Here is a 25,962-nt window from a genome sequence, read left to right as displayed (position 1 = left end):
AACGGGTGATCAATTCTTGCTACTTTATCTTTAAATTTTAATGCCAAAGTTTTCTGCCACTTCTGTCGCGGTAGTGTAACCTGCGTCATGATGGCGGAATATGCCGAGTGCCGGATCATTAAAGAGTACCCTTTGAATACAGCTGGCAGCACGCTTGGTGCCATCAGCTACAATGACCATGCCTGCATGTTGGGAATACCCCATACCAACCCCGCCCCCATGATGAAAGGATACCCAGGTAGCACCACCGGCTGTATTACTCATTAAGTTCAAAAGCGGCCAATCAGAAACAGCATCACTGCCATCCAGCATGGCCTCAGTCTCCCTGTTGGGAGAAGCCACGGATCCGCAATCCAAATGGTCTCTACCAATTACAATAGGTGCTTTTACTTTTCCTGATTTCACCAGATCATTAAATATCAGTCCGGCCTTTTCTCTCTCTCCCAGACCCAGCCAGCAGATTCTGGCCGGTAGTCCCTGAAAAGCTACTTTCTCCCGGGCCATTTTAAGCCAGTCTATTAAATGTTTATTGTCCGGGAATGCTTCTATTAATGCCTGGTCAGTCGTATAGATGTCTTCAGGATCGCCAGAGAGTGCCACCCATCTGAAAGGCCCTTTACCTTCACAAAAAAGCGGTCGGATAAATGCTGGTGTAAATCCGGGGAAATCAAAGGCATGGCTTTCTCCTCCCATTTGGGCAAAGGCGCGCAGATTATTACCGTAATCAAAAGTTACCGCGCCGTTATGCATATGCTCCAGCATAAAATGTACATGTCGGGCCATGCTTTTTATTGCCTTTTGCTGGTAGCTTACCGGGTCTTTCTGTCTGAGGGCTGCTGCCTGCTCAAGGGTTAGCTCGTTAGGAATATAGCCGTTAACAGGATCATGGGCCGAGGTCTGATCCGTTAAGATATCCGGGGTAATGCCGCTCTCCAATAACTTTTTCAATAAATCACCGGCGTCCATTACAATACCGATGGAGACGGCTTTTTTCTCCTGCCGCGCTTCTTTTACCCATTCAATCGCCTGGTCAAAGTCACCTGTCATTTTATCGATATAACGCGTTTCCAGTCTTTTAGCAATCCTTGACGCATCCACGTCGGCCCCTAAAAAGACAGCCCCCGCCATGGTAGCAGCCAGTGGCTGAGCTCCGCCCATACCGCCTAGTCCGGCAGATACGACTAACTTACCGGATAAATCACCATTAAAATATTTTTTACCGCAGGCCACAAAAGTTTCATAGGTTCCCTGTAAAATACCCTGAGTACCAATATAAATCCAACTGCCGGCCGTCATCTGGCCAAACATCATAAGCCCCTTGCTTCTGAGCAGATTAAAATGATCCCAGGTAGCCCAGTGAGGCACAAGATTACTATTAGCCAGTAATACCCTGGGAGCCTGAGCATGCGACCGTATAACACCTACAGGCTTACCGGATTGAATCAATAAAGAATGATCTTCATCCAGCTCCAACAATAAGGTAATTATTTTTTGAAGGGCCTCAACATTTCTGGCCGCCTGTCCTGTCCCCCCATACACCACCAGTTCATCCGGATTCTCGGCAACAGCTGCATTTAAATTATTAAGCAGCATCCTTAAAGGGGCTTCCGTCTGCCAGCTTTTTGCATGCAGATTACTACCTGTCGGAGCCTGATAATGGGGATGGCTGGCATACTTACTGATAAATTCCGAAACTTGCATCATCGTGATTTTTTATAGGATTTTCAAATGAGGTGACAGCACCAGACAACTGATTCAGACCCGGGGCTATTTCCCCCACACAGCTCAAAAGACTGCGGTTGTCGATTAAATGATAAAGGGTCTGGATGTCTTTGCCAAAGACCCTGTCTTTGTCTGCAAAAGGCACCTTTTCTCTGACCAGATCATGCACGGCTTCCAGTGCAGCCGAACTTTTAAGCGGTCTTCTGCAATCAATGGCCTGAGCCGCATATAATAATTCTACTGATAAAATATTTTTAAGATTTCCTAATACCGTGTTTAATTTTCTGGAACCGATAGATCCCATGGAAACGTGATCCTCCTGCCCCAAGGAAGTAGGAATACTGTCTGCACTGGCAGGGAAACAAAGGGATTTGTTTTCAGATACCAGGGCGGCTGCCGTATATTGAGGTATCATAAAACCGGAGTTTAAACCGGCGTCCTGAATCAAAAGTTTAGGCAACCCGTACCTGCCTTCTATGATTAAATAACTTCTTCTTTCAGAAATACTTCCCAGTTCATGGGCAGCAACCGTTGCGTAATCCAAAGCGATGGCCAGCGGTTCCCCATGGAAATTTCCGCCACTGATCGTGTCTAGGGCACCCAAGATGATCGGATTATCAGTAACTGAATTTATTTCAATATGCGTAAGTTCTTTAAGGTGCCTAAAAGCTGTTCTGCTGGCTCCATGTACCTGTGGCATACATCTGAGAGAATAAGGATCCTGCACCCGGTTACAGTTTAAATGCGCACTGTGAATGGCAGAATCCTGCAGTAAGATTTGTAAACGTGCAGCCACTAACTGATTACCCGCAAAAGGCCGGATGGCATGCAGCCTGGCATCAAAAGGTTTAACAGAGCCCATCAGGCCATCCAGAGAAAGGGCACCGATAATATCGGCGCTCTCCAAAAGATTATACCATTCGTATAAAGCCCATACACTGTGAGCCGCTATAAACTGCGTCCCGTTGATCAGGGCCAAGCCCTCTTTGGCGCTTAGTGTCAGCGGCTCCAGCCCGCATTGCTTTAATGCGGCTGTAGCCGGCCACCACCGACCTTCAAAAAAAAGTTCACCTTCTCCTATTAATGGTAAGAATAAATGTGCAAGGGGAGCCAGATCTCCTGAAGCCCCGACAGATCCCTGCTCCGGGACTTGAGGAATTAAATCTTTATCAATCATAAGCGCAATGCGCTCTACCGTCTTAGTTTGAATACCTGAATACCCCTGACAAAGTGCATGGAGTTTTAAAATCAGCATCAGCTTGGCAATGACATTTTTTATCGGCTGACCCACACCCACACTGTGACTTTTCAGCAAATTATGCTGCAAGGTCCTGGTTTGATCCGCAGAGATTAAAGTATCACATAAGGGTCCGAATCCGGTATTGATCCCATAGACCACATTTTTCTCATCCACAATCTGCTGCACCCAACCGGAACTCTGATCTACTTTTTGTAAAACCTCTGCCGTCAGTTTTCCTCTCACCTGGCCCCGGGCAATACCAATGGCCAGTCCGACTGTCAGAAAATCTTTTCCGTAATTAAATGTTTGGTTCATAAATCGCTTACTGATTAAAATAGTATTTTTTAATTTTCATTACCCACGAGCCTGTTTTTTTACTTTCGGTTTAGCCACTTTTTCCAGGATAATCTCCGAGAGTGGTTGCGCTTCAAAATGCGCTTCCAGGTTCGCGACAGCAGGTAAAAAATGGGCGACATCCGGATAGGATTTTTCCATTAAGGCCATACTCTCAGAAATCCCGTCCCATACAGGCAATAACTTTTTTTTCAGCGCCTGCCCCTTTTTGGTCAGCCCGATTACCTGTACTCTTTTATCCTGCGCTAAAGCATCCGTTGTAATGAGATTTTTTTCCTTTAGCTTAGTGACCAGCTGGCTGACGGCCGAATGTGAGGTCATCAGTTCATCGGCCACCTGGCGGATACTTACCTGCTTTTGGTTGGAAAGCATATAAAACAAGGGAAACCAGCTGGCTTCAAAAGGAATCCCCAAATCCTGATAGACTTTATTTACTTCAGAAAGAAAATATTCACTCATCCTGCGCAGCCTGCTACCCAGTATTAAAAATCCTAAATCCTGATAAATTGTTGCCATAAATTATATAAGTACTTATACAATATTATAACGACTAAAACTAACACCAAAATTTTAAGGGATATTTAAACAATATTTTCAACTGCGCGTAAAGCATCCAGGGCAGACTATCCAGCTTACTTTTGAGTAAAAAGTAAGCTCCGTTAGCGCATTCGCCCATGTCCGGAGTCATAAAAATTAAAGGATTCTTTTTACATTCGTACAACATCTTAGCAAATAACAACCTGATCATGCAGACAGAAAAATTAGGATTTATAGGGCTCGGCAATATGGGACTGCCCATGGCCAAGCATTTGGAAAAAGCAGCATACCCGTTGAGTGTCTATAACAGAACAAAAGAAAAAGCAGAAGAATTTAAAGGAAAAGCGGTTATAGCAGATTCCATAAAGGAGCTTGTAGGGACCGCAGACGTGATCTTTACCATGCTCACCAATGACCAGGCAGTAAGGGCCGTATACGACGAAATAGCCGCAGAAAATATTCAAGGAAAACTCTTTGTGGATATGAGTACGATTTCTAGGGCGATTTCCTTAGAGGTCAACCAGGCGCTGAAGGCAAAAGGCGGAGCCTTTCTGGATGCACCGGTTGCCGGAAGTACCGGCCCCGCCAGGGACGGTACTTTAATTATCATGGTTGGCGGTGAAGACAAAGACCTTCAAAGAGCCTTGCCTTATCTGGAAAAAATGGGAAAAAGCATTCAGCATCTGGGAGAAAATGGCAAAGGGCTTGCCGCCAAAATAGCCGTCAATTATTTTTTATCGACACTTTACGCGTCTCTGGCTGAAACTATTTTGCTAGCGGACCAACTTGGCGTCAACAGAAAAGAAATGCTGGAAATCATTAATATGAGCGCCAGCGGCAGTGGGGCTACAAAGGCAAAAACACCGCTGCTCATCGATGATCATTATCCGCCTGCCTTTGCCCTGGACCTGATGTTAAAGGATATCCTGCTGGCCAAAGAAGCCGGCGCCGGCTTTCCCATAGGAAAAGCAACACTTGAAACATACAACAAAGCCCAGCAGGCAGGTCTGGGTAAGGAAGATGTCATTGGAGTGATCCAATATCTGAGGAAGTTAAAAAAATAGTCTGGTTATTGGCCCTACTGATTTAACCGGTCACTTCCAGGATGTTGCCAACCCCGATGGTACTGTCATCCATGTGAATAGAAAATCTTATCCCTCGTGCTAACTGTACATTTAGTTGCGCAGCATCAAAATGTACAGTTAGCACCTTTTGTTCTCCGGGTTCCAATTTTTCAAGACCTGCAGGCAGGATTATTTCTCCTGACACCAGTGTTTCCTGGTGTTCTAATTTAAAGGTCGTTTTTTGCCGGGTATAAACGGGGGCAGACTCCCCGCCTGACTTATTAAACAGCTTTACATCTGCAAGTACGGATGTACACTCCATAATTTATTTCTAAGCGTTGTTGATGATTATTCCATAACCTATCAGAACTTCCGCGTTGGTATTACCAGAAAAGACCTGCTTTGAGCAGCGGTATGATGAACCCTCCTTACTGTAAATAATCACAAATTCTAATAGTTTCTCCAGAAAACTAACCTTTCTTAGTTAACACCCCTATAGCAGATAAGTGTTAGTTCTGATGCTGATGAGCGTCCAATCGCAGCATCAGGCGGCAAAGATAATCATTTTTATGCAACGCCTAGACTGTTAACATTTTACATAAAATGCAATAAAAACATAAGAGACAGGGACCCGATAAAACACCATAAAAGCACGCCAAGCACAAGGGGCCTGACCCCTACTTTTTTTATGGCAGCCCCGGTAAACCCGGTACCGATAAAAAACAGCGTTAAGGACAGTAATTTCTGAGATACAGGCAGTATGAAATGCCCCATCTTACGCATAACGGGCAGGTATGAACTCAATACCATTACCAATAAGAATAAAAATATAAACCAGGGAATCCGGATTTTAGCCCCCTGTGCCTGTTTTTTAGATTCCTGTACAAATTCTGTGACCGGAAGACGGCTGTTTTTACCCGCAGTTTTTGTATCCCCCTTTTGATCTTCCCTTTTTAAAAAAAGCAGACAGATTAGAGATACCGGAATAATCCATAAGGCTCTTTCCAGTTTTACGGTCGTCGCTATTTTCAGGGCGGTACTACCATAAGTCTCCGCCGCGGCCACGACGGAACTGGTATCCTGAATGGCGATGGCAGACCAGAGGCCGAACTGATGCTGGCTCAGATGTAAAAGACCGCCCATCCAGGGAAAAATAAAAAGCGCCAGCGCATTCAGCAGAAATATGATACCTAAAGAAACAGAAATATCTTCCTTTTTAGCGGACAGCAGTGGCGCCAGTGCTGCTATGGCACTCCCGCCACAAATGGCGGTCCCTGCCGCAATCAAAAGCGTCGTATGGGTAGAGAGTTTAAATTTTCTTCCCAAAAATATGCCCAGGCTAAGGGTAATAAAAATAGAGCATAGGGTTAAAAGGAATCCTTCTTTGCCGGCCTTTACCGCCTGCTGCAGATCCATACCAAATCCGAGGCCCACAACGGCCACCTGTAAACTATATCTTATAATGGTGCCACTATATTTTTCCAGCGGTGAAATGCCAAGGGCAGCCATTATAATTCCTAAAAATAAAGCGACAGCTGCACTGACCCAGGGGGTCACACAAAGAAGCATCGCTACCAGGAACAACACAAAATTCAGATAATTGGGGGCATTTTCTTTGGGGTTATATTCCTTCATCATTGTACTTTTTAGGGCACAAAGATGTAGCGCAATGCCGGTTATTGTGTATGACAATTAGGGATGCGCTATAACCTTTGGTTATAGGAGTGCTTTGCAAAATGCATAAACGAGGCACTTAATCCAGCAGGTACGCCGGCAGCGTGCACAAAATAAAAGGAGCGTAGAATCTCCATTTCCGGAATCTCTATGATCTTAAAGTCTCCTCTGCTGACCGGACCGGAGACCGCCGTAATGGAAACAAAACCGATACAGTCATAATTTTCCAGAAAGCTTTTAATGGCTTCCGTACTTCCCAGCATCATTTCTACCTGCAGACCGGACAGCTCCAGGTCATGTTCCCCAAGCGCTGCTTCCAGTACCTCCAGACTACCTGATCCTTTTTCCCTGCAAACAATCGGGATCTTGACCAGTTCCTCCAGGGATATTTGTCCGAGTTTGCCATACTTACTGTCCTTATGCGTAATGGCTACGATCTCATCCTGAATAAAAGCAGTATAGCTAAGCAACGGGTGATGCTTTTTACCTTCTACCACACCCAGCATAATTTCTTGTTGTAATATGGCCTGTTCAATTGTTTCCGTATTGGCATTTTGCATGGTCAGCTGCACACCAGGGAAAGCCCGGTGAAAACGGGCTAAAATCTCAGGCAGTACATACTGACCGGCCGTTGTGCTGGCGCCCAGTTTTAACTGACCGCCAAACTGATTTTTCAAAACGTTCAGATCAAACTCTAATTGATTATACAGCAGCTGAATCCGGTCTGCTGTCTGGAGCACGGTCTGACCCGCTTCCGTTAACACGACTTTACCTGCTTTTCTGTCAAATAGCCGGATTCCCAGCTGGGATTCCAGTTCTTTGATGTTTTTGGTAACTGCAGGCTGGCTAATGGATAATCTTTCTGCGGCCTTGGTAAAATTCAGCAGGTGCGCCACCACATGAAACACGTGTAGTCTAAAATCCAGCATAATCAACTCCTCTATTTTGAAAGGGTGCCCTTTTGACTATCCATCAGGGCACCCTTTGCATGTATGGGTAAATCTTAAGCCTTGGCAGGCTGTTAGAAAATCTTCCAGCGGCTTTTTTGCTTGCTGGGCGGTGTAGCCGCCACTTCAGGCACCGGTGCTTTTAATAAATCCGGATGCTCTCTGTACATCTTCCAGACAAATTCTCCAAAAAGCGTATTTGACCAGGCAAACCATTTTCTGGTAAATTTAATCGGCGCACTCGGATCAAAAGACTCGTGCATAAACCCGGTACCTGCATGTGTGGATCTGAGCATTTCCAGGCATTCTGCCATTTCTTTGACATCCGTTGAGGTTAATCCGCGCATGGAAATACCAATATGCCAGATCATATCCAGTCCTGTGTGCGGGCTACCAACACCTTCGGCTACCGTCCCTTTAAAGAAAAACGGATTATCTTCTGAAAGGACAAATCTGCGGGTATTTAAATAAGTAGCATCACTAGGGAAAACCGCCTCTAAATAAGGCAGTGCTAACAACGAAGGAACATTGGCATCATCCATTAAATTGATGCTGCCATATCCATTGGTTTCAAATGGATAGATCTTGCCATATTTAGGATGCATGACCGTCACCTGTTGCAGCGCCACAAAAACTTCCTTGGCCAGATCCCTGGCTTCTTTGGCTTTCTCGGCGTCTTTCCCGATGGTTTCCCACATTTCTGCCAGCTGCCCTAAGGCTTTCACGGCAAAAAAGTTACTGGGAATCAAATAAGGGAAAATCGTAGCATCATCACTTGGACGGAACATGGAACAAATCAGGCCATTGGGTTTACCCGGGTAACCGTACCCGCCCAACGGAAGACTATCGGTCGCAAAAGAGGTTTCTCTGGTAAAGCTATAAGGACCTTTACCATTCACACGCTGTTGCTCTTTAAATGTTTTTACCACCAGTGCCATGGCCTCTTTCCAGTGTTCATCAAAGGGAGCGGTGTCTCCGGTTTCTTTCCAGAAATGATAGGCCAGACGAATAGGATAACAAAGACTGTCTATTTCCCATTTTCTTTCATGCACCCCCGGCTTCATGTCCGTACGGTCTGTCTTTATCCATTCGCTCTTCTTGGAACCATCCTTATAAAAAGCATTGGCATAGGGATCAATAATAATACATTTATTTTGTCTACGGATGACCCCTTCGATCATCTGTTGTAATTTCTTATCTTTTTTACAAAGTGGTAAATAAGGCGTTACCTGGGCAGTACTATCACGCAGCCACATGGCATCAATATCACCTGTTATCACAAAGGTATCCGGCTTACCTGCAATCAGGGAGTAATCTACCGTTGTATCTAAAGTATTTGGGAAACAATTATTGAACAACCAGGCAATTTCTTTATTGCCTATTTTTTGATTGACTTCGGTAATGAGTGCCTCAACGGCATCACTTTTAAATTTCCGTTGACCAACCGGAATCCGCACAACTGGAAAATCGTCAAATTTAGTCAGTCGGGAAAATCCAGATTTGGCGACCATCACTCCAGCTCCCGCCATAGCAGTTTGTTGCAAAAATTTCCTACGATGCATTGCATGAAAAATTTAATGAAAAAATAGTTGGCTAAAAATAAGTCAATTCTTTTGAAGCTCGACGGGATTTAACCAAAACTAAAATCTAATAACAGTTTTTACAAATCATTTAAGATTAAAGGAAAAAACAAAAAGAGTCCAATTTACATATTTATTATTTTACTATTTATATAATAAAATAATATGATAAACAAAGAGCAGGCAAGCGCGATAAATTAATAATTTTAATAATTTTTAAATTTAGTAAATACTTAAATGAAACTAACCATATTTAATATAGTAACTATAATAATTATTATTCTAATGATTCAAATCATTTAATTCGTTCAATCATTAAATTTAAATAATATTACATATCGTATTATTATACAAATATTTATCTCATTTACTTAATAAATGTTTAGCTTCCGGTCCCTCCATAAAAAGTAAGTCCATAATACTAAGATTTGGGTTAAATCCGAATCTGTCGCTAAACATCTGGTGATAGGTAACGGGATGCGGATCCTGTTGAAACAGTTTGGGGGTTAAAAAGTGGTCTGTCGCATCCAGGTGCGGATATTTATGCTCATCATCCATTATAACTTCCTTATTTACATCCAAATATTTAAAACAAAGTAAAACTAATTCCAGATTGAGATCCACCAATAGTTCATGCTTTTTGAATAAAATTTTCTCAAAATCGTCCTTATAATACTCGAAAAAGGGTGCCCTGTTGTAGCAAGAAATTATGGTTCTCCAAAATTTTAATTGCCAGTTATCCAAATAAGATATTTTAATACCCCGCAATAAGGCTTTTTGATCCCTTCCTTTTTCTATGGGAACGGAGAGATTTACCAGGCCATTTCCCCCGAGGAGGGTACAGCGATTGCCAAAACTCATTTTTTTCCACTTCTCAAATGAATTAAATATTATATATTTACCTTTAATTGAAATTTTAAACCAATTAACAGGCGGAATAAATTGTAAATCAATCGAATATAATTCATTTTCATTCATTTCATTGATCATATTTATCAGGTCTTTTTAAAGGTGTTTTTTAACAGTTTTTGCTATCAATATAATTAATATTTTAATTAAACTAGTCATTATAAAATAGTAATAATCAATAAATTATTAAAAATATAATTAACTAAATAAATTAGATAATAATCCATTACTATACACAAATCAAAATGCTAATATCTATAGTTATCAAAGATACAACAAAAAAATTAATATATGTTCGATTACGGGCTTATTTTGTATTTTGCAGGATAACTCTTCAAACATGAAAAAAACAGCCTCTATCCTACTCTTTGGCCTCCTTTTGTGGGGGTGTAAAAAACCGGCTAGCATAGAATTTCGGGGGATAAAAAACATAAAAATGGTAGATATGTCTGGCGACTCCGCCACCGTTTTTGGCACCCTGAGTTTCTTCAATCCAAATAATTATTCCATTCAACTAAGGAAAATCGATGCCGATGTTTTTGCGAATAGCCAGCTGGTAACACATTATAATTTAGATACATTTATAACGATTCCCGCTGATACCACATTTTTGTTCAGCACCTATTTAAAATTCAATCGTAGTGTAATATTTAATAATGTGTTGGATGCCTTTATCAAAAAAGAGGTTTTATTACAGATTAAGGGTAAAACCAGGATCGGGCGTTCCGGCATATTCGTTCAGGTCCCTTTTGATGTTTCTACAAAGCAGGCCATTAAACTTTAAAATTTCGGATCATTCCGGATTTTCTCCCCTGCAGTTTACTCATTTTTAAATCGCCTCCATTTTGCTATTGAGGCGATTTTTGGCACTCCTTAATGGATTAAGGTGGTCCCGCCTGGTCATTTTTTTGCAAACCGCTCCTCTTTTTACCGCTCAAAAACATCGGCAGCTTTGTATAATTTCTTCCAATTTGGTGGCGGAGCGGCTTGTAGTTTTCTCCTGTTTGTCATAGAAAAACGGATAGTTTTGCCCGAAGCAAAGATTCTATTAAGGTTTTCCAGTTGGGGACTTGGCGGCATTTTGCCAAATTTTTTGGTCTGATTTTACCAATTGGCAACTCCTTTTTACTGCTTTTCAGGATCGTTTTACCGTATTTAAGCATAGCGCTGTTTGAAACATTTGCCACCACGTATCTGGCTTAACAGCCTTATTTGTATCCTTTTTAAGGCGGCCTTTGTAATTTTGCGGCCGTCTTTTTTATTTTTTTATAGAGAACAGGTGCAAGATTTCTCGGCTGTTTCCGACTGCACGCTTCATCCTCTGCTGCTTTAACGGGTTGGATTCAAGGGCATATTCATCCACTTTTTTTAATCTCCTGGCAGCATTTAATCCGGCAATTATTCCAGGTTAAAACGAGTGTTCAATGGCCCAGTAATTTCACTCAACATGCTTGCTTAATATATAAGCCTTACTTATTTTATCCCAAAACAGCATCTGTCTGAAGTAACCGTACAGGTATCTTTTAGTCATTATCTTATTTAAACCCGTTACAATAATATAAAGCGACAGATTTGGGGGGAATTTAGCAGTTGATTACTCAAAATCAGCTAACTTAGACTTGGGTTTAACAAAAACAAGAGACTCTTAAAACGAAAAGCAGCTTTACGCATGGATATTTTACATATCAGGACCTTAGGGCAGCTTAAAAAAGCTGGCTACCAATCAATTACAATCAAAGAAGAAATCAGGAAAAACCTGATTTACCGGATAGAAAATGGGCTTCCCCGTTTTGAAGGAATCCTGGGCTATGACACAACGGTATTAAAAGATATAGAAACGGCCATTTTAAGCCGTCACAATATATTATTACTGGGGCTCCGCGGTCAGGCTAAGACCAGAATCGCCCGGCAGATGGTAGATTTGCTGGACGATTATATACCTATTATTGAAGGCAGCGAAATCAATGACGACCCCTTCCATCCTGTCAGCAAATACGGAAGACAACTCATTGAAACACATGGAGATAACACTCCTATTGCCTGGCTCTCCAAAGCGGAACGTTTCGGGGAGAAACTGGCTACGCCTGATGTAAGCGTAGCTGATTTGATCGGCGATATAGACCCGATCAAGGCGGCCAATCTCCGACTCAGTTTCTCGGACGAGGAAGTAATCCATTACGGGATTATCCCAAGATGCAACCGTAGCATATTTGTAATCAATGAGTTACCTGATTTACAAGCGCGTATTCAGGTGGCATTATTTAATATTTTACAGGAAGGGGATATTCAGATCCGCGGCTTTAAACTGCGTTTAAATCTGGATATTTTATTTGTATTTACCGCCAACCCGGAAGATTATACCAGTAGAGGCAGTATTGTGACACCTCTGAAAGATAGAATTGAGAGTCAGATACTGACGCATTATCCTAAGGATTTAAATACCGCCTTATTAATTACGCAGCAGGAAGCCTCCGTTCTGGAGGAACAAAAGTCCAGGATTCATATACCCGATCTGGTCAAAAAGATAGTGGAACAGATCGCTTTTGAAGCCAGAAAAAGTGAATATGTAGACCGGAAAAGCGGCGTTAGTGCAAGGCTTACCATCGCAGCCCTGGAAAATCTGGTCAGTACAGCTGAAAGAAGGCTGCTGGTCAATCAGGAAGAACATACCAGTATCTGGATCAGTGATCTCATGGGTATCGTCCCTGCCATCACCGGTAAAATAGAACTGGTTTATGAAGGTGAACAGGAAGGGCCTTATCAGGTCGCGCTTCATTTACTGGAAAAAGCTATTCGCAGTCAGTTCGTATTATATTTTCCAGCCCCCGCCAAAAGAACGCCTACCGGCAAACCTTCCATGGAAGGCAGAGAGTTGAACCCCTACCGGCAAATCATCAGCTGGTTTGATCAGGGCGGCAACCTGGATATTATGGTGGACATGAAGGATAAAGACCGAAAAAAATTACTCGACAAAGTGACCGGTCTCTCCAAAATTGTGACTGAACATTATCCCGAGGTCCCCAAAAATGAGCATATGCTACTCATGGAATTTGTGCTTCACGGGCTGGCGGCCTACTCACTAATCAGTAAAAAAACAATTGAAGGGCAGATTCATTTTAACGATCTGATTGGCTCTATGATGGATTTTGACCAGGAAGATGAATAAAACGGTCCATCTCCCTTCTCAAGCGCCTAAGCAGCAGAAATAACCAAAAGTTATACAAAGGGCTGATTTTCTAAAATGCAAACGGCAGGCAGGCAGGTTGAATCCTTAATGAATTAGTGGGCAAATGCTGAAAACTGACTTTTGTTTCTCTGCTGGTCATTCGGCCATTTATCCATTCCAATTATCTGACTGCACCTTTTTTCTGAATAATAATTACCCTAAACAAACAACACTATATTGTTTATTTTTAATATATGAGTACCCGATTTAAATGTGTAGACTGGCTCAGTGGGGCCAGTATATATGAAGTCAATATCCGGCAATATACCCCTGAAGGCACTTTACAGGCCTTTGAAAAGCACCTGCCAAGGATCCGGAAAATGGGCATTGACATCCTTTGGTTTATGCCCCTTACGCCGATAAGCACCAAGGGCAGAAAAGGCACCTTAGGCAGCTACTATGCTTGTAGTAGCTATATGGATATTAATCCCGAATTTGGGAGCCTGGAGGACTTTAAGCACCTGGTGGATCAGGCCCATAGTCTCGGATTTAAAGTAATCATTGACTGGGTAGCCAATCATACGGGGCTTGATCACAACTGGACCCAGCACCCGGACTGGTATCTGAGAGACAATGATGGTAATTTTCTGGAAACCCATGGCTGGGACGATGTGATTGACCTGAATTACCAGAACCCGGATATGCAGACAGCCATGATCCATGCCATGAAATACTGGATTGGCATGTTTGACATCGATGGATTCAGGTGTGATATGGCCCACTTAGTCCCCTTGTCTTTCTGGCAAAAAGCCCGAACAGACTGCGAACAGCTAAAGCATTTGCTCTTTCTGGGCGAATGTGATGAAGATGCTTATAGCAGCGTCTTTGATATTACATATGCCTGGCGGTGGATGCATGACACTGAAAAACTAAGGGACAATGCAGGTATTTGGGCAGGCACCGGGCAGGTAAAAGCTACCCTGGAACATTACAGAAGCCTGCCTGAAGGGTCCAATAAATTGTTATTTACTGCTAATCATGACGAAAATAGCTGGAATGGAACTGAATTTGAAAAATACGGTACTTTGGCGCCTGTTTTAGCAGCCTTTATATTTTTATACCCTGCCGTTCCTTTAATATATAGCGGACAGGAAATCCCCAGTCATAAACGGCTCAAATTCTTCGATAAGGTTCAACTGGACTGGCCTACCCCTCCTAAAAGGCCTGAGCTGGAGTCTTTTTATCAGACTTTAATATCCTTGCACCGTTTGCCGGCCTTTGCAACGGCGTCCCATCTTCAATGGTTAAATGATGGTCCTAGTGGCCAGGAGACAGACGCTGGATTAGCCTATTTACTTACCAGCAGTCAAAAGCCAGCTCATACTGAGCCAAAAGACAAAGCAGGTACGATCGCCCTGGTTTTATTTAATTTTTCCGCCGAAAACAGCCAGGTATTTAATCTGAACGGGCAACTGCCGGCCGCGATCTTCCAAGGCAGTTTTATCCATCTGGACCAAAGAATGCAGCCTGAAACCGGCCATAATTTGTCTAATGATCATAGCTGGGTACTTCCTCCTGCCAGTTTTGCTGTTTATTACAATGAGGCGGGTCTACAGTTCTGGTAGCATAGCTTTATATTACGGGCTCCCCTTTTAAAGTATTCCATAAAAAACGGCTACCATTTGGTAGCCGTTTTTTATGGAATAAAGATAAGACCAGTCATTACTTGCCTGTATCCATTGTGTTTAAAGAATCACTTTTTTCCAGGTTTTTTAAAGGTGAACCCGGATGTGCATCCTTAGACAATTCATCCATCATAATCAGATACTGCGGATAGCTGGTCACTTCCCAATAGTAATTGCCCACCTTATCCTGACCAATGGAATTGAAATAAGTAATCTCCTGCTGGATATCTGTTCTGAGTGATTTGTCCACTTTCTGAGCCAGGGCATCATCCCCTGCCATATATGCAGCCATTAAGAATTTAAGGCTGGTCTGGTTATGCATACCCATTCTGGAAGGCATTCCATAAGGGAAATTCTGTTCCAGCATCATTTTATCAGCTCTTTCCAAGAGTTTTTTCGCTTCCTCCTGTTTACCGTCTTTCACCATGGCGATGGCTGCATCGGCAAAGGCTTCTCTGATGGTGATCAGATGACGTCTGTTTTCTTCATCAAAGTATACGCCCGGCAGATCTGCATTGCCAAAGACAAACTTTTTCATGAGTTTCTCATACATCCAGTCTGCATTGACATTTTCTTTGAGCATGCCCATTACAGAACCATATTTAGCGCTGTAACGGTTATAGGTAGAATCTGTACTCGTATTATTAGGCGCTACCGGCACCAGGCGGTAGCTTAAGCCGTCTTTTCTTAAATACTGATCAAATCCTAAACCGACACCCTGATTCATGGTAAAATAGATCGGACGTTTCCATTTATTAGAAGCGATGATATTCAAGATAGCCAGATCATTTTTAAACAGATTGTCTTTCGGAATGGTAAACTGAAGGGTGCTGAGCACGCTGTCTGTCGGATTCGCCGTACCATTTTTCTCTACAACAGCCTTATCAACCGGAACAAAGACATTTTTCACCGGGAAAGTACTGTAGAAATTACCGTCATTCATCTGAACCTTTTTAGAACGGTCCTCACTACCCACGTAGTTTTTCATCATGTCATACAGGTCATAATAACGGTCCTGCGGGAAATTCTTAGGTACAAAGATGACCCGATCGCGGTTATCTCCCTCAATTTGATTTTTGGTCAGAATGACATCGACCGAATCACTCTGGTTGACTTTAACACGCAGGTCATTGATATACCAGTCAATTCCCAGAAGGCTGGTATTGACCACTCTTACATCCGGCCGTATGCCCTCCACCTCCTGGGCGAACCAGAGCGGGTAGGTATCATTATCCCCGAATGTAAATAAAATGGCATTGGGCGCGCAGCTTTCCAGATAATCCTTAGCCAGGTCAGGAGCCAGCGCTTTATTGCTTCTGTCATGATCATCCCATTCCTGTTGAGCCATCAGGGCAGGAACGGCCAGCAGACATACGACACCTGCCAGTGTGGTGGCTACCTTTTGGTTGGATATTTTCTGGAACCAGTCCCTCACCTTAAAGACGCCGATACCGATCCAGATCGCGAAGGCATAAGTAGACCCTGCATAGGCATAGTCACGTTCTCTGGGTTCATTACCTGCCTGATTGAGGTACATGACAATAGCGAAACCGGTCATGAAGAACAAAAGGAAGGTAATCAGTCCGTCATCCCCCTTACGTTTGAACTGATAGAACATCCCGATCAGTCCTAGAATCAGCGGTAAAGCGAACATCACATTATGAGCCTTATTGTCTTTCAGGGTCTGTGGCATTAGCGACTGATCCCCATACATGAAATTATCAATAAAGGAAATACCAGTTATCCAGTTCCCGTCTCTTACGTCAGAGACAGAATTGCCCTGCATATCGTTTTGACGGCCGCTATAGTTCCACAGGAAATAACGCAGGTACATATAATAGACCTGATACCCCAGGAAGAACTTAATATTATCTATAAAATTCGGATCTCTCTCGTAATGCCCCTGCTGATCTTTACCGATTCCAAGGAAGGCCGCATAATAATCAGTCTGCCTTCTGTCCTGTCCGGTATTCCATACACGGGGGAAGATCATCTCATCATCCGGGCTATAAATAAAGGAGAATTTCTTGCCGGTCGGGATATATTTGACTTTACCGTCAGAATCGATTCCTTTTTGATACTGCTGGGCTCCATAGTATGGCGCAATAGGGGAAGCGGTAAACTTCTGGCCATATAATAATGGAAAATCACCGTACTGGTCACGGCCTAAATAGCCTTCCAGACTCATGGGATTGTCTACATTATACATATCAATGGATGGATTGGCAGTGCTTCTGATCATGGTCGTCAGATAGGAACTGAAGCCAATCAGTAAGAAAACAACACTCCAGACCGCCAGTTTAAGAAACTGCCAGCCTTTTTTCGTTGCAATTCTAAGGGCAAAAAACAAAATAACGGCAACAATGACAAAGAAGCCGATAAATCCGGAGAAAATAGGCAGGTTTAAGGAGTTCACAAAGAAGATATCCATATGCCCTGCTAACTTAATAGAGGCCTGAATAACCCCGATCTGGACAAAGCCTAGGATAGCGACACTAATGACAAAGAACATATAAGCCCCGCCATACAACTCTTTTTTGTCCTGATTGAGCTTTTCTATACCGGGAACCAGTAAGGCAGCGATAATAGCCCCAAAAAGCAGTACCATGGCGACCGTAGGATCCATGGACACATTTGCTGAGCTGGCTACGGAACTGGCACTGATAAGTGCTGCAATAAATCCAAGGCCACCGCCTATCAGTATAATGCGGATAAAGTATTTTCTAAGTAATTTATAATTGAACAGGTGTCTTTTTCTGAAATAGAACACCATTACCACCGCCGGGATGGTCAGTAAGTTCAACAGGTGAACACCTACGGCAAGCCCCATCATAAAGAAGATAAAAATAATCCATTTATCTGCCCCTGGTTCATCAGCCTTATGTTCCCATTTAAGCATGGCCCAGAACACCAGCGCCGTAAAGAAGGCAGACAAGGCATATACCTCCCCTTCTACCGCGCTGTACCAGTATGAATCCGTGAACGTATAACCCAGCGCTCCGACAGCACCGGCCAGCATAATCATAATGATTTCATTTTGGGTCAGCTCAGCCACCTGCCGGGTACCCTGAACGATCCTGCGGGCAAAATGGGTAATCGTCCAGAATAAAAATAAGATGGCAAAACCACTGGCCAGCGCACTCATTACATTGACCGCCTTGGCTGCATTTTCCGGATGGTCTCCAAATAATACAATAAAGAAACGACCAATCAGCACGAACAAAGGTGCTCCCGGCGGGTGGGGAATCTGTACTTTATAGCAACTGCTGACAAACTCACCGCAGTCCCAGAAGCTACCGCCTAATTCCGTGGTCAAAATATAGGTTGCACAGGCAATCAGGCACACTGCCCAACCCACAATGTTGTTCCATTTCTTAAAATTCATCTGAAATTAATTATACTGCTAATAATAAATTATAAATGTTATAAAAATAACTGATTTTGGATTGACAGCAAACCTAAGGGAAAGTATTGATATTACAAGATAGCCCGATTAATATTTTTGTTAGAATTTCAGCGGAAAATCGCTGATTTTCTGCTAAGTGGAATCCATATTCTATAAAATAACAGGGTTTTGACTTCCACATTTTACAGCCCCCGTATGGAACTATTCCTTTTCCCGACTATCGACGGTTGTCAATTTCTCCCGGTACCTGTCCGGTTCCTCGCCACCGCTAAAAACTGGCATCTACACCAAAACTGACATCTGATTACAACTGAATTTCAATTCAAAAAAAATAACACATTCATTTTCAATAAAATAAAATACCCGATTCATATAAAACCAACCTTTATTCTAACATATAGTCCGATGCATTCCCCCAGAATTATTGTAACCCTGCCATACAACCCATTGCAGGCCATTGAGCTTTTAGCCAGTCAGGGCTGCCAAAAAATAATTTTGGAGAATATTTTTAAAATGATTTATCTTTAATATCATTTTAATATCAAATTAAAAAAATATGGAAAAACTAATCAAACCCATGTCCGGCTTTCTGGCGCTTTTTCTGGCCCTTGTTTGCTTTGCCGCCGGTATTATATTTTTCGTTTATGGTACTGACCAGGTACTGTTGATTCTCTGTGGCTTCATCTGTATGATTGCTTTCATCTTTCTGACCAAGGGTCTGATGGTCATCAGTCCCAACCACAGCAGGGTGCTGAACTTCTTTGGCAAGTACGTGGCCTCTGTCAAGGACAATGGTCTTTTCTTTGTCAATCCGCTGTATTCTACCCAAAAGATCAGCCTCAGGCTTAATAACCTGCAGGGACAGATTTTAAAAGTCAACGACAAAATGGGCAATCCCATTGAAATCGGAGCGGTCATTGTCTGGCAGGTAGGTGACACCTATAAAGCCGCCTATGAGGTTCAGGATTATGAAGGATATGTAAAGATTCAAAGTGAGGCGGCTGTAAGAATGCTTACCGGTAGCTTTGCTTATGATAATTTAGAGGACGAACATGCCAGTATCACCCTCAGAGAGGGCGGCCATCAGGTCAATGAGATTCTGGAAAAAGAGCTCTCCGAACGGTTGGCCCCTGCAGGCATCAAGATCATAGAGGCAAGGATCAGCCATCTGGCCTACGCCTCAGAAATAGCAGGAGCCATGCTGCAACGCCAGCAGGCCACGGCCATCGTAGCCGCCAGAGCCAAAATCGTGGAGGGTGCCGTAGGCATGGTTGAAATGGCCCTGCAGCGCCTCTCCGAAAGAAACGTAGTGGAACTCGATGATGAGAGAAAGGCGGCCATGGTCAGCAACCTGATGGTCGTTCTTTGCGGGGAAAAAGCAGCCTCGCCTGTAGTCAATGCCGGAACCCTATATCAATAATTACCAAAAGACCTGAAGACAGTTCTCCTGTTAAACAACAGTCAGGTCCCCGGTCATTAAAAATATTTAACTCCTAAAAACATCATTGTGCCCGAAAAGAAGAATTTTGTATTAAGGCTGGACCAGGGCGCCTATAAGGCCCTTGAAAAATGGGCAGCGGATGAATTTCGTAGTGTCAATGGGCAAATAGAGTATATCTTAAACCAGGCCTTAAAAGAGCAGTTTGGCCCTCATTTTCAGGAAAAATTTACCAAAAACAGTAAGGATGCGGTCCGGCCACGCTCACCCGGGGATACGGATCCTCCCGCTAATCAGTAGACTTGCTACCGGCGTAATGCAGGGATAGTAGCTAAGCGGACAGACCAGCCCTTCATAAAGAGCTGGTCTTTTTTTTTAAGAGGTACCCGATTATACGCCATCCAAAGTATGGGAATACTAATCAGGATTTGCCTTCACGGCTTTTTTTTGGCCGCCTGGCAATAGCCATTGCATGACATAAGCCAAAATCATGGTTAACAGACAACCAATGGCATTTAACCATAAAAAGGAAACGACATCCAGATTATAAATAAGGATGATAATCAATTCTGTCAGGACCGCCGACCAGAAAGCAGCCGCCCCGCGAATGCTTTTTTGAAAAAAGGCCACCATAAATATCCCTAAGATCGTCCCATAAAACAAGGAACCCAGCACATTGACTGCTTCAATCAGGCTCCCTAGTTTCCCGGCAAACTGAGCCACTGCAATACAAAAGACACCCCAAAAAAGCGTAAACCATCTGGAGACATTTAAATAGTGGCGTTCGGGGGCCTCCGGCCTGATCGACCTTTTGTATATATCTATTACGGTAGTAGAGGCCAAAGAGTTCAAGGCGGCGGCTATGGAGCCCCAGGCTGCCAGAAAAATGATGGCAAATAACAGCCCTATTAATCCTTTTGGCAAATAGTGAATAACAAAATTTAAAAAGATATAATTGGTATCATTGGTATCGGCTGCGGGATCTGCGGTCTTTATAATTTCTTTGGCTTCCCCTCTTAAAAGATCTGCTTGATTCTGTAACTGGCTGAGTTTTTCTCTTGAAGCAGCTATATTTTGCACCCCTTTCCCTTTTGACGCTTCCTTTTGATGTAAGGCGTCCACCAGATGCATAGTAAGGGCCTGTTTTTGGGCACTCACCTGATTAAAGCGCTCCTGGACTCCTTCAAGCCGGCCGGCTAAAACCGGATCCGTCACTTTTTGCAGTTGCATTTCATTAAAGGACAACGGTGCCGGCTGAAACTGATAAAAAGCAAACAGCAGTGCACCGATCAACAGTATTAAAAACTGCATCGGGACCTTTACCAGCCCGTTGAGCAGTAGCCCCATCCTGCTCTCCTTTATAGATTTTGCGGTTAGATACCGTCCCACCTGGCTCTGATCTGTTCCAAAATAGGAGAGCGCCAGAAAAAAGCCCCCAATCAGACCGCTCCATAGTGTATACTTATCCTGCCAGAAGCTGTGCTCCGTTATATTAGTGGGCGTGGTAATCACATTTAGTTTGCCTGATTTACCGGCAATATGCAATGCATCGGAAAAACTCACCCCTTCCGGCAGCAGATGAACAACCATATAACCCGCCAGAAACATACCGGCAATAATGATAAATAGTTGTAATTTTTGTGTATGTGCGACCGCTTTGGTTCCGCCAAGAACGGTATAGATTATTAAAAAACCGCCCATAAAGATATTGGTCCAGTAGATATTCCAGCCCAGGATGGAAGAAACGATAATCGCTGGAGCATAGATGCTGATTCCGGTGGACATCCCTCTTTGCAGTAAAAATAAAAAAGCGGTTAGAGACCGGGTCTTCAAATCAAAGCGGTCTTCCAAAAACTGATAAGCCGTATACACTTTTAAGCGGTGAAACAAAGGAACGAACGCAATACAAATAACAATCATAGCAATCGGCAGCCCGAAATAATATTGCACAAAACGCATTCCATCCGTATATGCCTGGCCAGGTGCGGATAAAAAAGTAACCGCACTGGCCTGCGTTCCGATGATAGAAAAAAGAATCAGATACCAGGGCATAGACTTGTTATCCAAAAAATAACTGTCCACATCACGCTGGCCCCTGCTCTTATACACGCCATATAAGATGATGACCAAAAAGGTCAGACACATCACCCACCAGTCCAGACTACCCATTAATCGTAATGCTTTGTGAATAAATAAAACAACACTATCAGAACAGCCAGTATAACCAGAACAAATTGATACCAGCCGCGCCACCTGTTAAAAAATGGCGGACGTTCATTATTACCACACGGCTCCTGCTCCGGCAAGGGAGAGATACGGGAAGTATTTTCCTGATTTAGGTCCTCCGCTGTCCTACTTTTATTTTCTGCCATATTACATTGTTCTTCTTTTAAAAAAGGGCAGTATTAATCAGTCAGCTACATCCGCTGCCACCTGCTTACTGATCCGCAGCGGGCTTAGCCAACAGATTTACAAATAACCTGAAGGCGCCGGGAACACCCGCCGGCAGTTCCCTGAAAAAGTCCAGCGCCGTGTATACATATTTTCCTTTGCCATAGTTGCAAAGTATAGTTGATCCATCCAGTTCAGGGCTCCCTGTATCGTGCATTTCAAAGAGTTTACGGTATTTTTCATCCACATTACCCGTAAAATAAAGACCTCTTTCCTGTATCCAGCCATCAAAATCTGCTTTTTCCAGCTGATTGGGATATTGCATGGCGGGATCCTGAGGTAATAAAAATTTAACGGAGGCATCTTCCTCTGTCACCCGGTCACCGGTAACAGTAAAGGGATAAGGTCCCAGCTGATCGGTTACCATCTTTGCATTTTTATTATATTGTACAACCAGCACACCCCCTTCCTTTACATAGTTCAGCAATTTGGGTTGCAGGCTATGCAGTAAGGGATTGATATTATAGGCCCGGATCCCGGTAATAATGGCATCAAATTTAGCCAGTTCAGCTTCCGAGCTGCCGGCAGTAATAGGGGAAACCTGATAACCTAATTGTGCCAGCGACGCCGGCACCATATCTCCCGCCCCTTCAATATACCCAATTTGTTTACCCGTCGTTTTAATATCCAATCCGACCAGGTGCGTAATGGCCAGTGGAAATAAGGTAATGGTCGGAATATGGCTATGTTCTATCACCTGAATACCTCTGTCATAACTTTGATTACCGGAAATGGCAGAGACGCTGGCATCCGCATTTACCGAATTTTTAAATCCGGGCTTTAGCGTTAGCGTAAAAACCATATCCTTGCTATCTCCCTTTTTTTCCAGGTTAAAAGGAAGATCATTTTGAGCTACCTCAAATCCATCAGGAAGTTCAATGTGCAGTTTCCCGGATTGCCCCTCCTTAAATGCCTTTAGCGCTACCTTTAAGTTTTTTGAGGACAACTGACTACTTAACACAATAACAGGATCACTGATATTGACCGTTACCGGCGGCGTAATCACCAGTGGCTGATACAGTTCGCCTTTTACCTCATCCGTATGTCTGTATAATACAGGGATATTCAGCGTCATTTCATTTCCCGCTACCAGCAGTTGCAGGTTCACCTCATAAGCGGGCGGATTCAGGGGCCTGCCTATGAGCTGCAGGCTATCTGGACGGTCGACATTATAATACCCGGTGGGATGGGGCTGCTTTAACCAATAAGGTTCCGTAATGGGTTGACTTTCCGATATATCTAAAGCAATAGTGTGGCTGAAATCCTCATCTTCGTTCAGGGGCTGCTGAAGGCGCTGCTGCTGCCCGTTTAAAGAAAGACCGGTTATTGTCACAGCAACGGGGCTATGATTAACCGCTCTTAGCAAAGCAGAAGTTGAAGTGCCTTTAACCAAAACAGGTTCACTGGTCGTCACATCCACAAACAAGCCCAGGCAGGCCACGATCAACGCTTTTGTTTCCTTTAGTTTTTCCTGCTGAATAACGCTTTCTGGAAGGCCTTTAATCTGTTTATAAATATGTAATAACAAAGAAATACTGCCTGCAGGATCCGATGGATTAAATTGTTGATTTAGCTGGCTGATGAGTTCACTCGTGGTATGACCACCAGCGATACGGTCCCAGGATGTTAGCACGCCATCCATTAAAGACTTCTTAGGTGCCTCCCCTTCAATCGTCTTAAAATACTCCGTACGTTTACCCATATAAGGAGCGACGCCGAACCCCTGGCTTTTATGCATGCTTCTGCTGGCAGCCGCAATGGCGCCATAGCTCTTACCCAGCAATGCATTATAGCCTCCCGTCTGAATATGAAACTGATCAGCAGCCGTAGTATTACTATGGCCGAAATTAAAGGTATTCCACAGCAGGCGTTTGGCCTGCCAGGGTTTAACATATTTTAATTGTTGTGGGAAACGGCCCGGATCTGCTGCGGCTTTATATGCTTCTCTGGCTAAAATCGCTGACGTCCAGTGATGACCGTGGCCGGCTCTGGCGTCCGCCGGAAAGCGGGTAATAATGATATCCGGCTGAAATTTACGGATGACCCATACGGCGTTAGCGAGAATTCGGTCATGACCCCAAAAATCCAAGGTCTCCGACGCACTTTTTGAAAAGCCGAAATCATTGGCTGTCGTAAAAAACTGCCTGCCCCCGTCAATACTTCTGGCACCTAAAAGTTCTTCCGTCCGGATAAGTCCCAGTTCACTCCCCTGCTCACTGCCAATCAGGTTCTGTCCTCCATCCCCTCTGGTACAGGAGAGATAGGCCGTCTCATACATCTTCCCTTTAGACAGATAGGCAATAAGCGTGGTATTTTCATCATCAGGATGGGCAGCCAAATATAACACGCGGCCCAGCACGCCCAGCTTCTCCATCTGAAATTTTATCTGCGCCGCATCCGGTTGCTGCGGGCCATACACCTGTGCCTTAGCCTCGAACTGACAGGCAAAGCCTATCATCAATAATAAAAGGACAATACGTCTCATAAATCTTTTGCTACTTATCAATATTAATAGAAAATAATGGCCGGGTTTTACTACTTCAGGCCTGCGCTGTGAGCGCGGAGCAGAAGCGATCATTTCACCAGCCCCTCCAAATTAATCAAAAAATAGTTTTAAGGGCTGATTTTAGCACTTATATAACCTATTGATTATGCGCTAAAATGCATCAATTAATATTAATTAATGGATGCACCTCTGTTTGAATTCAACCCTAAAAGAACCCACACCCTTTAAAACACAGTACTTTACTTAATCCATCCTTTAAACCGAAGCCAGTCGGCGGCGTAACCAAACCAGTGACTTTTAGCAGGTTCCAAAGGGAACCCGTGTCCTCCCTTATCAAAAATATGCATGGCGGCAGAAACATGGTGTTTCAGGAGCGCCTGGTAAAATAGCAAACTGTTCTGAACAGGGACCAGGCCGTCATCCGTTGCCTGCAATAATAAGGTAGGCGGGGTATTATCCGTCACCCTTTGATCATTTGAAAAATAGTCAACCATCTGCGAGGTAGGCGCTTTTCCAAGCAGCGCATTACGGGAACCCATATGTGTAACCCCTTTTTGCATACTGATGACCGGATATACCAGGATCATAAAATCAGGCCGCAGATTGGTGTGCCCTGGATTTACGATAACGGCTGAATCAAAATGGGTACCCAGTGAAGACGCTAAATGGCCGCCTGCTGAAAAGCCGATTATTCCGATTTTATCGGGTTTTATTTTCCATTTTTCAGCATTTTGCCGAACCAACTCAATAGCACGCTGCGCGTCAGCAAGTGGCCCGAAACTTTTGTTCACCATGGTTCTGTCATCCGGCATTCTGTATTTAAGGATAAAGGCAGTAATACCCAGCGCATTTAAACGCTCTGCCACCGAACTGCCTTCATGCACCATCCAGAGGCCTTCATATCCGCCACCGGGACAAATGATCACCCCTGTTCCGTTAGCCTTATCTGCCGGCGCGGGGTAAACAATCAGTTTGGGTTCACTTACCTTATGATGGACCTCATTATTTTCCACATATTCCAGGTTTTCCGCCTGTTTGCTGCCCGGAACCCTGCCCTCGTATAGGGCAAGGGAATCCTGTCCATAGACAACACAGGCTCCCAGGAGCATGCCTATAAAAACCAAAAAGTAGTTTTTCATATAATAAATTATTGCCCGCCAAAGCGCCGGATTCAATATCGAAGATACAATTTGAAAGGCAAATAATCAGCCTCCTGATCGCATTCAATAGCAAAAGGGCCCGCAAGCTCCAATCAGACTTGCAGGCCCCGTGCTCCATTATTG

At 43.7% G+C, this 25,962-nt stretch carries 19 protein-coding genes; 6 read left to right on the top strand and 13 right to left on the bottom strand.

The genetic code is table 11. From position 1 onward, the window contains the following. Positions 1-30 precede the first annotated feature (30 nt). From hutU to BLU80_RS08285, 3 genes are read right to left on the bottom strand one after another with little or no spacing between them, the layout of a single operon-like run. Entirely contained in the window at positions 31-1,704 is a 1,674-nt protein-coding gene (hutU, locus tag BLU80_RS08295; protein ID WP_244518821.1) for a urocanate hydratase, read from the bottom strand. Continuing rightward, positions 1,676-3,277 carry a histidine ammonia-lyase gene (hutH, locus tag BLU80_RS08290; protein ID WP_091396502.1) on the bottom strand — a complete coding sequence of 534 codons (1,602 nt, stop codon included), beginning with the start codon at positions 3,275-3,277 and terminating at the stop codon, positions 1,676-1,678. Before hutH ends, hutU begins: the two co-directional genes overlap by 29 nt. 39 nt (positions 3,278-3,316) lie before the next feature. Continuing rightward, positions 3,317-3,832 (bottom strand): MarR family winged helix-turn-helix transcriptional regulator, encoded by a 516-nt coding sequence (locus tag BLU80_RS08285; protein WP_091396499.1) that lies wholly within the window; start codon positions 3,830-3,832, stop codon positions 3,317-3,319. A 230-nt stretch (positions 3,833-4,062) separates the two neighbouring features. Between BLU80_RS08285 and BLU80_RS08275 the strand changes: the two genes are divergently transcribed. After that, the gene (locus tag BLU80_RS08275; RefSeq protein WP_091396494.1) at positions 4,063-4,917 is read left to right on the top strand and encodes an NAD(P)-dependent oxidoreductase; all 855 of its coding nucleotides are present in this window, start codon (positions 4,063-4,065) and stop codon (positions 4,915-4,917) included. Between the two features lie 22 nt (positions 4,918-4,939). On the opposite strand, the gene BLU80_RS08270 is transcribed toward BLU80_RS08275, so the two are convergent. The 5 genes from BLU80_RS08270 to BLU80_RS08250 all read right to left on the bottom strand — a co-directional run bounded on the left by BLU80_RS08270 (position 4,940) and on the right by BLU80_RS08250 (position 10,096). Further along, complete coding sequence (locus tag BLU80_RS08270; RefSeq protein WP_091396492.1) at positions 4,940-5,239, bottom strand: hypothetical protein; 300 nt, start codon at positions 5,237-5,239, stop codon at positions 4,940-4,942. 272 nt (positions 5,240-5,511) lie between these two features. After that, the gene (locus tag BLU80_RS08265; protein ID WP_211481797.1) at positions 5,512-6,555 is read right to left on the bottom strand and encodes a YeiH family protein; all 1,044 of its coding nucleotides are present in this window, start codon (positions 6,553-6,555) and stop codon (positions 5,512-5,514) included. 65 nt (positions 6,556-6,620) lie between these two features. Then, a complete protein-coding gene (locus BLU80_RS08260) occupies positions 6,621-7,520 on the bottom strand; it encodes a LysR substrate-binding domain-containing protein (protein ID WP_091396487.1) in 900 nt (299 codons plus the stop codon). Between the two features lie 92 nt (positions 7,521-7,612). Further along, the gene (locus tag BLU80_RS08255) at positions 7,613-9,100 is read right to left on the bottom strand and encodes a glycoside hydrolase family 125 protein (RefSeq protein ID WP_091396485.1); all 1,488 of its coding nucleotides are present in this window, start codon (positions 9,098-9,100) and stop codon (positions 7,613-7,615) included. Positions 9,101-9,481: 381 nt separating this feature from the next. Then, complete coding sequence (locus BLU80_RS08250; protein WP_244518835.1) at positions 9,482-10,096, bottom strand: WbqC family protein; 615 nt, start codon at positions 10,094-10,096, stop codon at positions 9,482-9,484. A gap of 376 nt (positions 10,097-10,472) precedes the next feature. Here BLU80_RS08250 and BLU80_RS08245 point away from each other — a divergent pair, with 376 nt between their 5' ends. The 3 genes from BLU80_RS08245 to BLU80_RS08235 all read left to right on the top strand — a co-directional run bounded on the left by BLU80_RS08245 (position 10,473) and on the right by BLU80_RS08235 (position 14,818). Next, a complete protein-coding gene (locus BLU80_RS08245) occupies positions 10,473-10,811 on the top strand; it encodes an LEA type 2 family protein (protein WP_139188109.1) in 339 nt (112 codons plus the stop codon). Positions 10,812-11,696: 885 nt separating this feature from the next. After that, positions 11,697-13,193 (top strand): magnesium chelatase, encoded by a 1,497-nt coding sequence (locus BLU80_RS08240; protein ID WP_091396477.1) that lies wholly within the window; start codon positions 11,697-11,699, stop codon positions 13,191-13,193. Positions 13,194-13,447: 254 nt separating this feature from the next. Then, on the top strand, positions 13,448-14,818 hold the full coding sequence (locus BLU80_RS08235) for an alpha-amylase family glycosyl hydrolase (RefSeq protein WP_091396474.1): 1,371 nt from the start codon (positions 13,448-13,450) through the stop codon (positions 14,816-14,818). A 97-nt stretch (positions 14,819-14,915) separates the two neighbouring features. Here BLU80_RS08235 and BLU80_RS19855 read toward each other — a convergent pair whose 3' ends face one another. Further along, on the bottom strand, positions 14,916-18,263 hold the full coding sequence (locus BLU80_RS19855; protein WP_244518819.1) for a protein O-mannosyl-transferase family: 3,348 nt from the start codon (positions 18,261-18,263) through the stop codon (positions 14,916-14,918). Between the two features lie 577 nt (positions 18,264-18,840). Between BLU80_RS19855 and BLU80_RS08225 the strand changes: the two genes are divergently transcribed. After that, a complete protein-coding gene (locus tag BLU80_RS08225) occupies positions 18,841-19,704 on the top strand; it encodes an SPFH domain-containing protein (protein WP_091396471.1) in 864 nt (287 codons plus the stop codon). Positions 19,705-19,791: 87 nt separating this feature from the next. Continuing rightward, positions 19,792-20,022, top strand: a complete 231-nt coding sequence (locus BLU80_RS19850; RefSeq protein WP_091396469.1) for a type II toxin-antitoxin system antitoxin — start codon at positions 19,792-19,794, stop codon at positions 20,020-20,022. A 117-nt stretch (positions 20,023-20,139) separates the two neighbouring features. On the opposite strand, the gene BLU80_RS08215 is transcribed toward BLU80_RS19850, so the two are convergent. The 4 genes from BLU80_RS08215 to BLU80_RS08200 form a co-directional block, all read right to left on the bottom strand. Next, positions 20,140-21,891 carry a sodium:solute symporter family protein gene (locus tag BLU80_RS08215; RefSeq protein WP_091396466.1) on the bottom strand — a complete coding sequence of 584 codons (1,752 nt, stop codon included), beginning with the start codon at positions 21,889-21,891 and terminating at the stop codon, positions 20,140-20,142. Continuing rightward, positions 21,891-22,094 carry a hypothetical protein gene (locus BLU80_RS08210; RefSeq protein ID WP_091396463.1) on the bottom strand — a complete coding sequence of 68 codons (204 nt, stop codon included), beginning with the start codon at positions 22,092-22,094 and terminating at the stop codon, positions 21,891-21,893. Before BLU80_RS08210 ends, BLU80_RS08215 begins: the two co-directional genes overlap by 1 nt. Positions 22,095-22,159: 65 nt before the next feature. Continuing rightward, a complete protein-coding gene (locus BLU80_RS08205; protein ID WP_170831182.1) occupies positions 22,160-24,658 on the bottom strand; it encodes a PIG-L family deacetylase in 2,499 nt (832 codons plus the stop codon). Between the two features lie 260 nt (positions 24,659-24,918). Further along, a complete protein-coding gene (locus BLU80_RS08200) occupies positions 24,919-25,818 on the bottom strand; it encodes an alpha/beta hydrolase (RefSeq protein WP_211481796.1) in 900 nt (299 codons plus the stop codon). Positions 25,819-25,962: the final 144 nt, after the last annotated feature.

This window comes from Arachidicoccus rhizosphaerae, assembly GCF_900107765.1.
GTDB classification, from domain to species: domain Bacteria; phylum Bacteroidota; class Bacteroidia; order Chitinophagales; family Chitinophagaceae; genus Arachidicoccus; species Arachidicoccus rhizosphaerae.
This window is presented reverse-complemented; position numbering and strand designations above follow the sequence as displayed.

Coding starts and splice junctions, on each gene's coding strand:
- BLU80_RS08225 (WP_091396471.1), top strand. CDS start 18,841: ATGGAAAAACTAATCAAACCCATGTCCGGCTTTCTGGCGCTTTTTCTG.
- BLU80_RS08205 (WP_170831182.1), bottom strand. CDS start 24,658: ATGAGACGTATTGTCCTTTTATTATTGATGATAGGCTTTGCCTGTCAG.
- BLU80_RS08270 (WP_091396492.1), bottom strand. CDS start 5,239: ATGGAGTGTACATCCGTACTTGCAGATGTAAAGCTGTTTAATAAGTCA.
- BLU80_RS08240 (WP_091396477.1), top strand. CDS start 11,697: ATGGATATTTTACATATCAGGACCTTAGGGCAGCTTAAAAAAGCTGGC.
- BLU80_RS19855 (WP_244518819.1), bottom strand. CDS start 18,263: ATGAATTTTAAGAAATGGAACAACATTGTGGGTTGGGCAGTGTGCCTG.
- BLU80_RS08245 (WP_139188109.1), top strand. CDS start 10,473: ATGTCTGGCGACTCCGCCACCGTTTTTGGCACCCTGAGTTTCTTCAAT.
- BLU80_RS08275 (WP_091396494.1), top strand. CDS start 4,063: ATGCAGACAGAAAAATTAGGATTTATAGGGCTCGGCAATATGGGACTG.
- BLU80_RS08260 (WP_091396487.1), bottom strand. CDS start 7,520: ATGCTGGATTTTAGACTACACGTGTTTCATGTGGTGGCGCACCTGCTG.
- BLU80_RS08265 (WP_211481797.1), bottom strand. CDS start 6,555: ATGATGAAGGAATATAACCCCAAAGAAAATGCCCCCAATTATCTGAAT.
- BLU80_RS08210 (WP_091396463.1), bottom strand. CDS start 22,094: ATGGCAGAAAATAAAAGTAGGACAGCGGAGGACCTAAATCAGGAAAAT.
- BLU80_RS08200 (WP_211481796.1), bottom strand. CDS start 25,818: ATGAAAAACTACTTTTTGGTTTTTATAGGCATGCTCCTGGGAGCCTGT.
- BLU80_RS08250 (WP_244518835.1), bottom strand. CDS start 10,096: ATGAATGAAAATGAATTATATTCGATTGATTTACAATTTATTCCGCCT.
- BLU80_RS08285 (WP_091396499.1), bottom strand. CDS start 3,832: ATGGCAACAATTTATCAGGATTTAGGATTTTTAATACTGGGTAGCAGG.
- BLU80_RS08215 (WP_091396466.1), bottom strand. CDS start 21,891: ATGGGTAGTCTGGACTGGTGGGTGATGTGTCTGACCTTTTTGGTCATC.
- hutU (WP_244518821.1), bottom strand. CDS start 1,704: ATGATGCAAGTTTCGGAATTTATCAGTAAGTATGCCAGCCATCCCCAT.
- BLU80_RS08235 (WP_091396474.1), top strand. CDS start 13,448: ATGAGTACCCGATTTAAATGTGTAGACTGGCTCAGTGGGGCCAGTATA.
- BLU80_RS08255 (WP_091396485.1), bottom strand. CDS start 9,100: ATGCATCGTAGGAAATTTTTGCAACAAACTGCTATGGCGGGAGCTGGA.
- hutH (WP_091396502.1), bottom strand. CDS start 3,277: ATGAACCAAACATTTAATTACGGAAAAGATTTTCTGACAGTCGGACTG.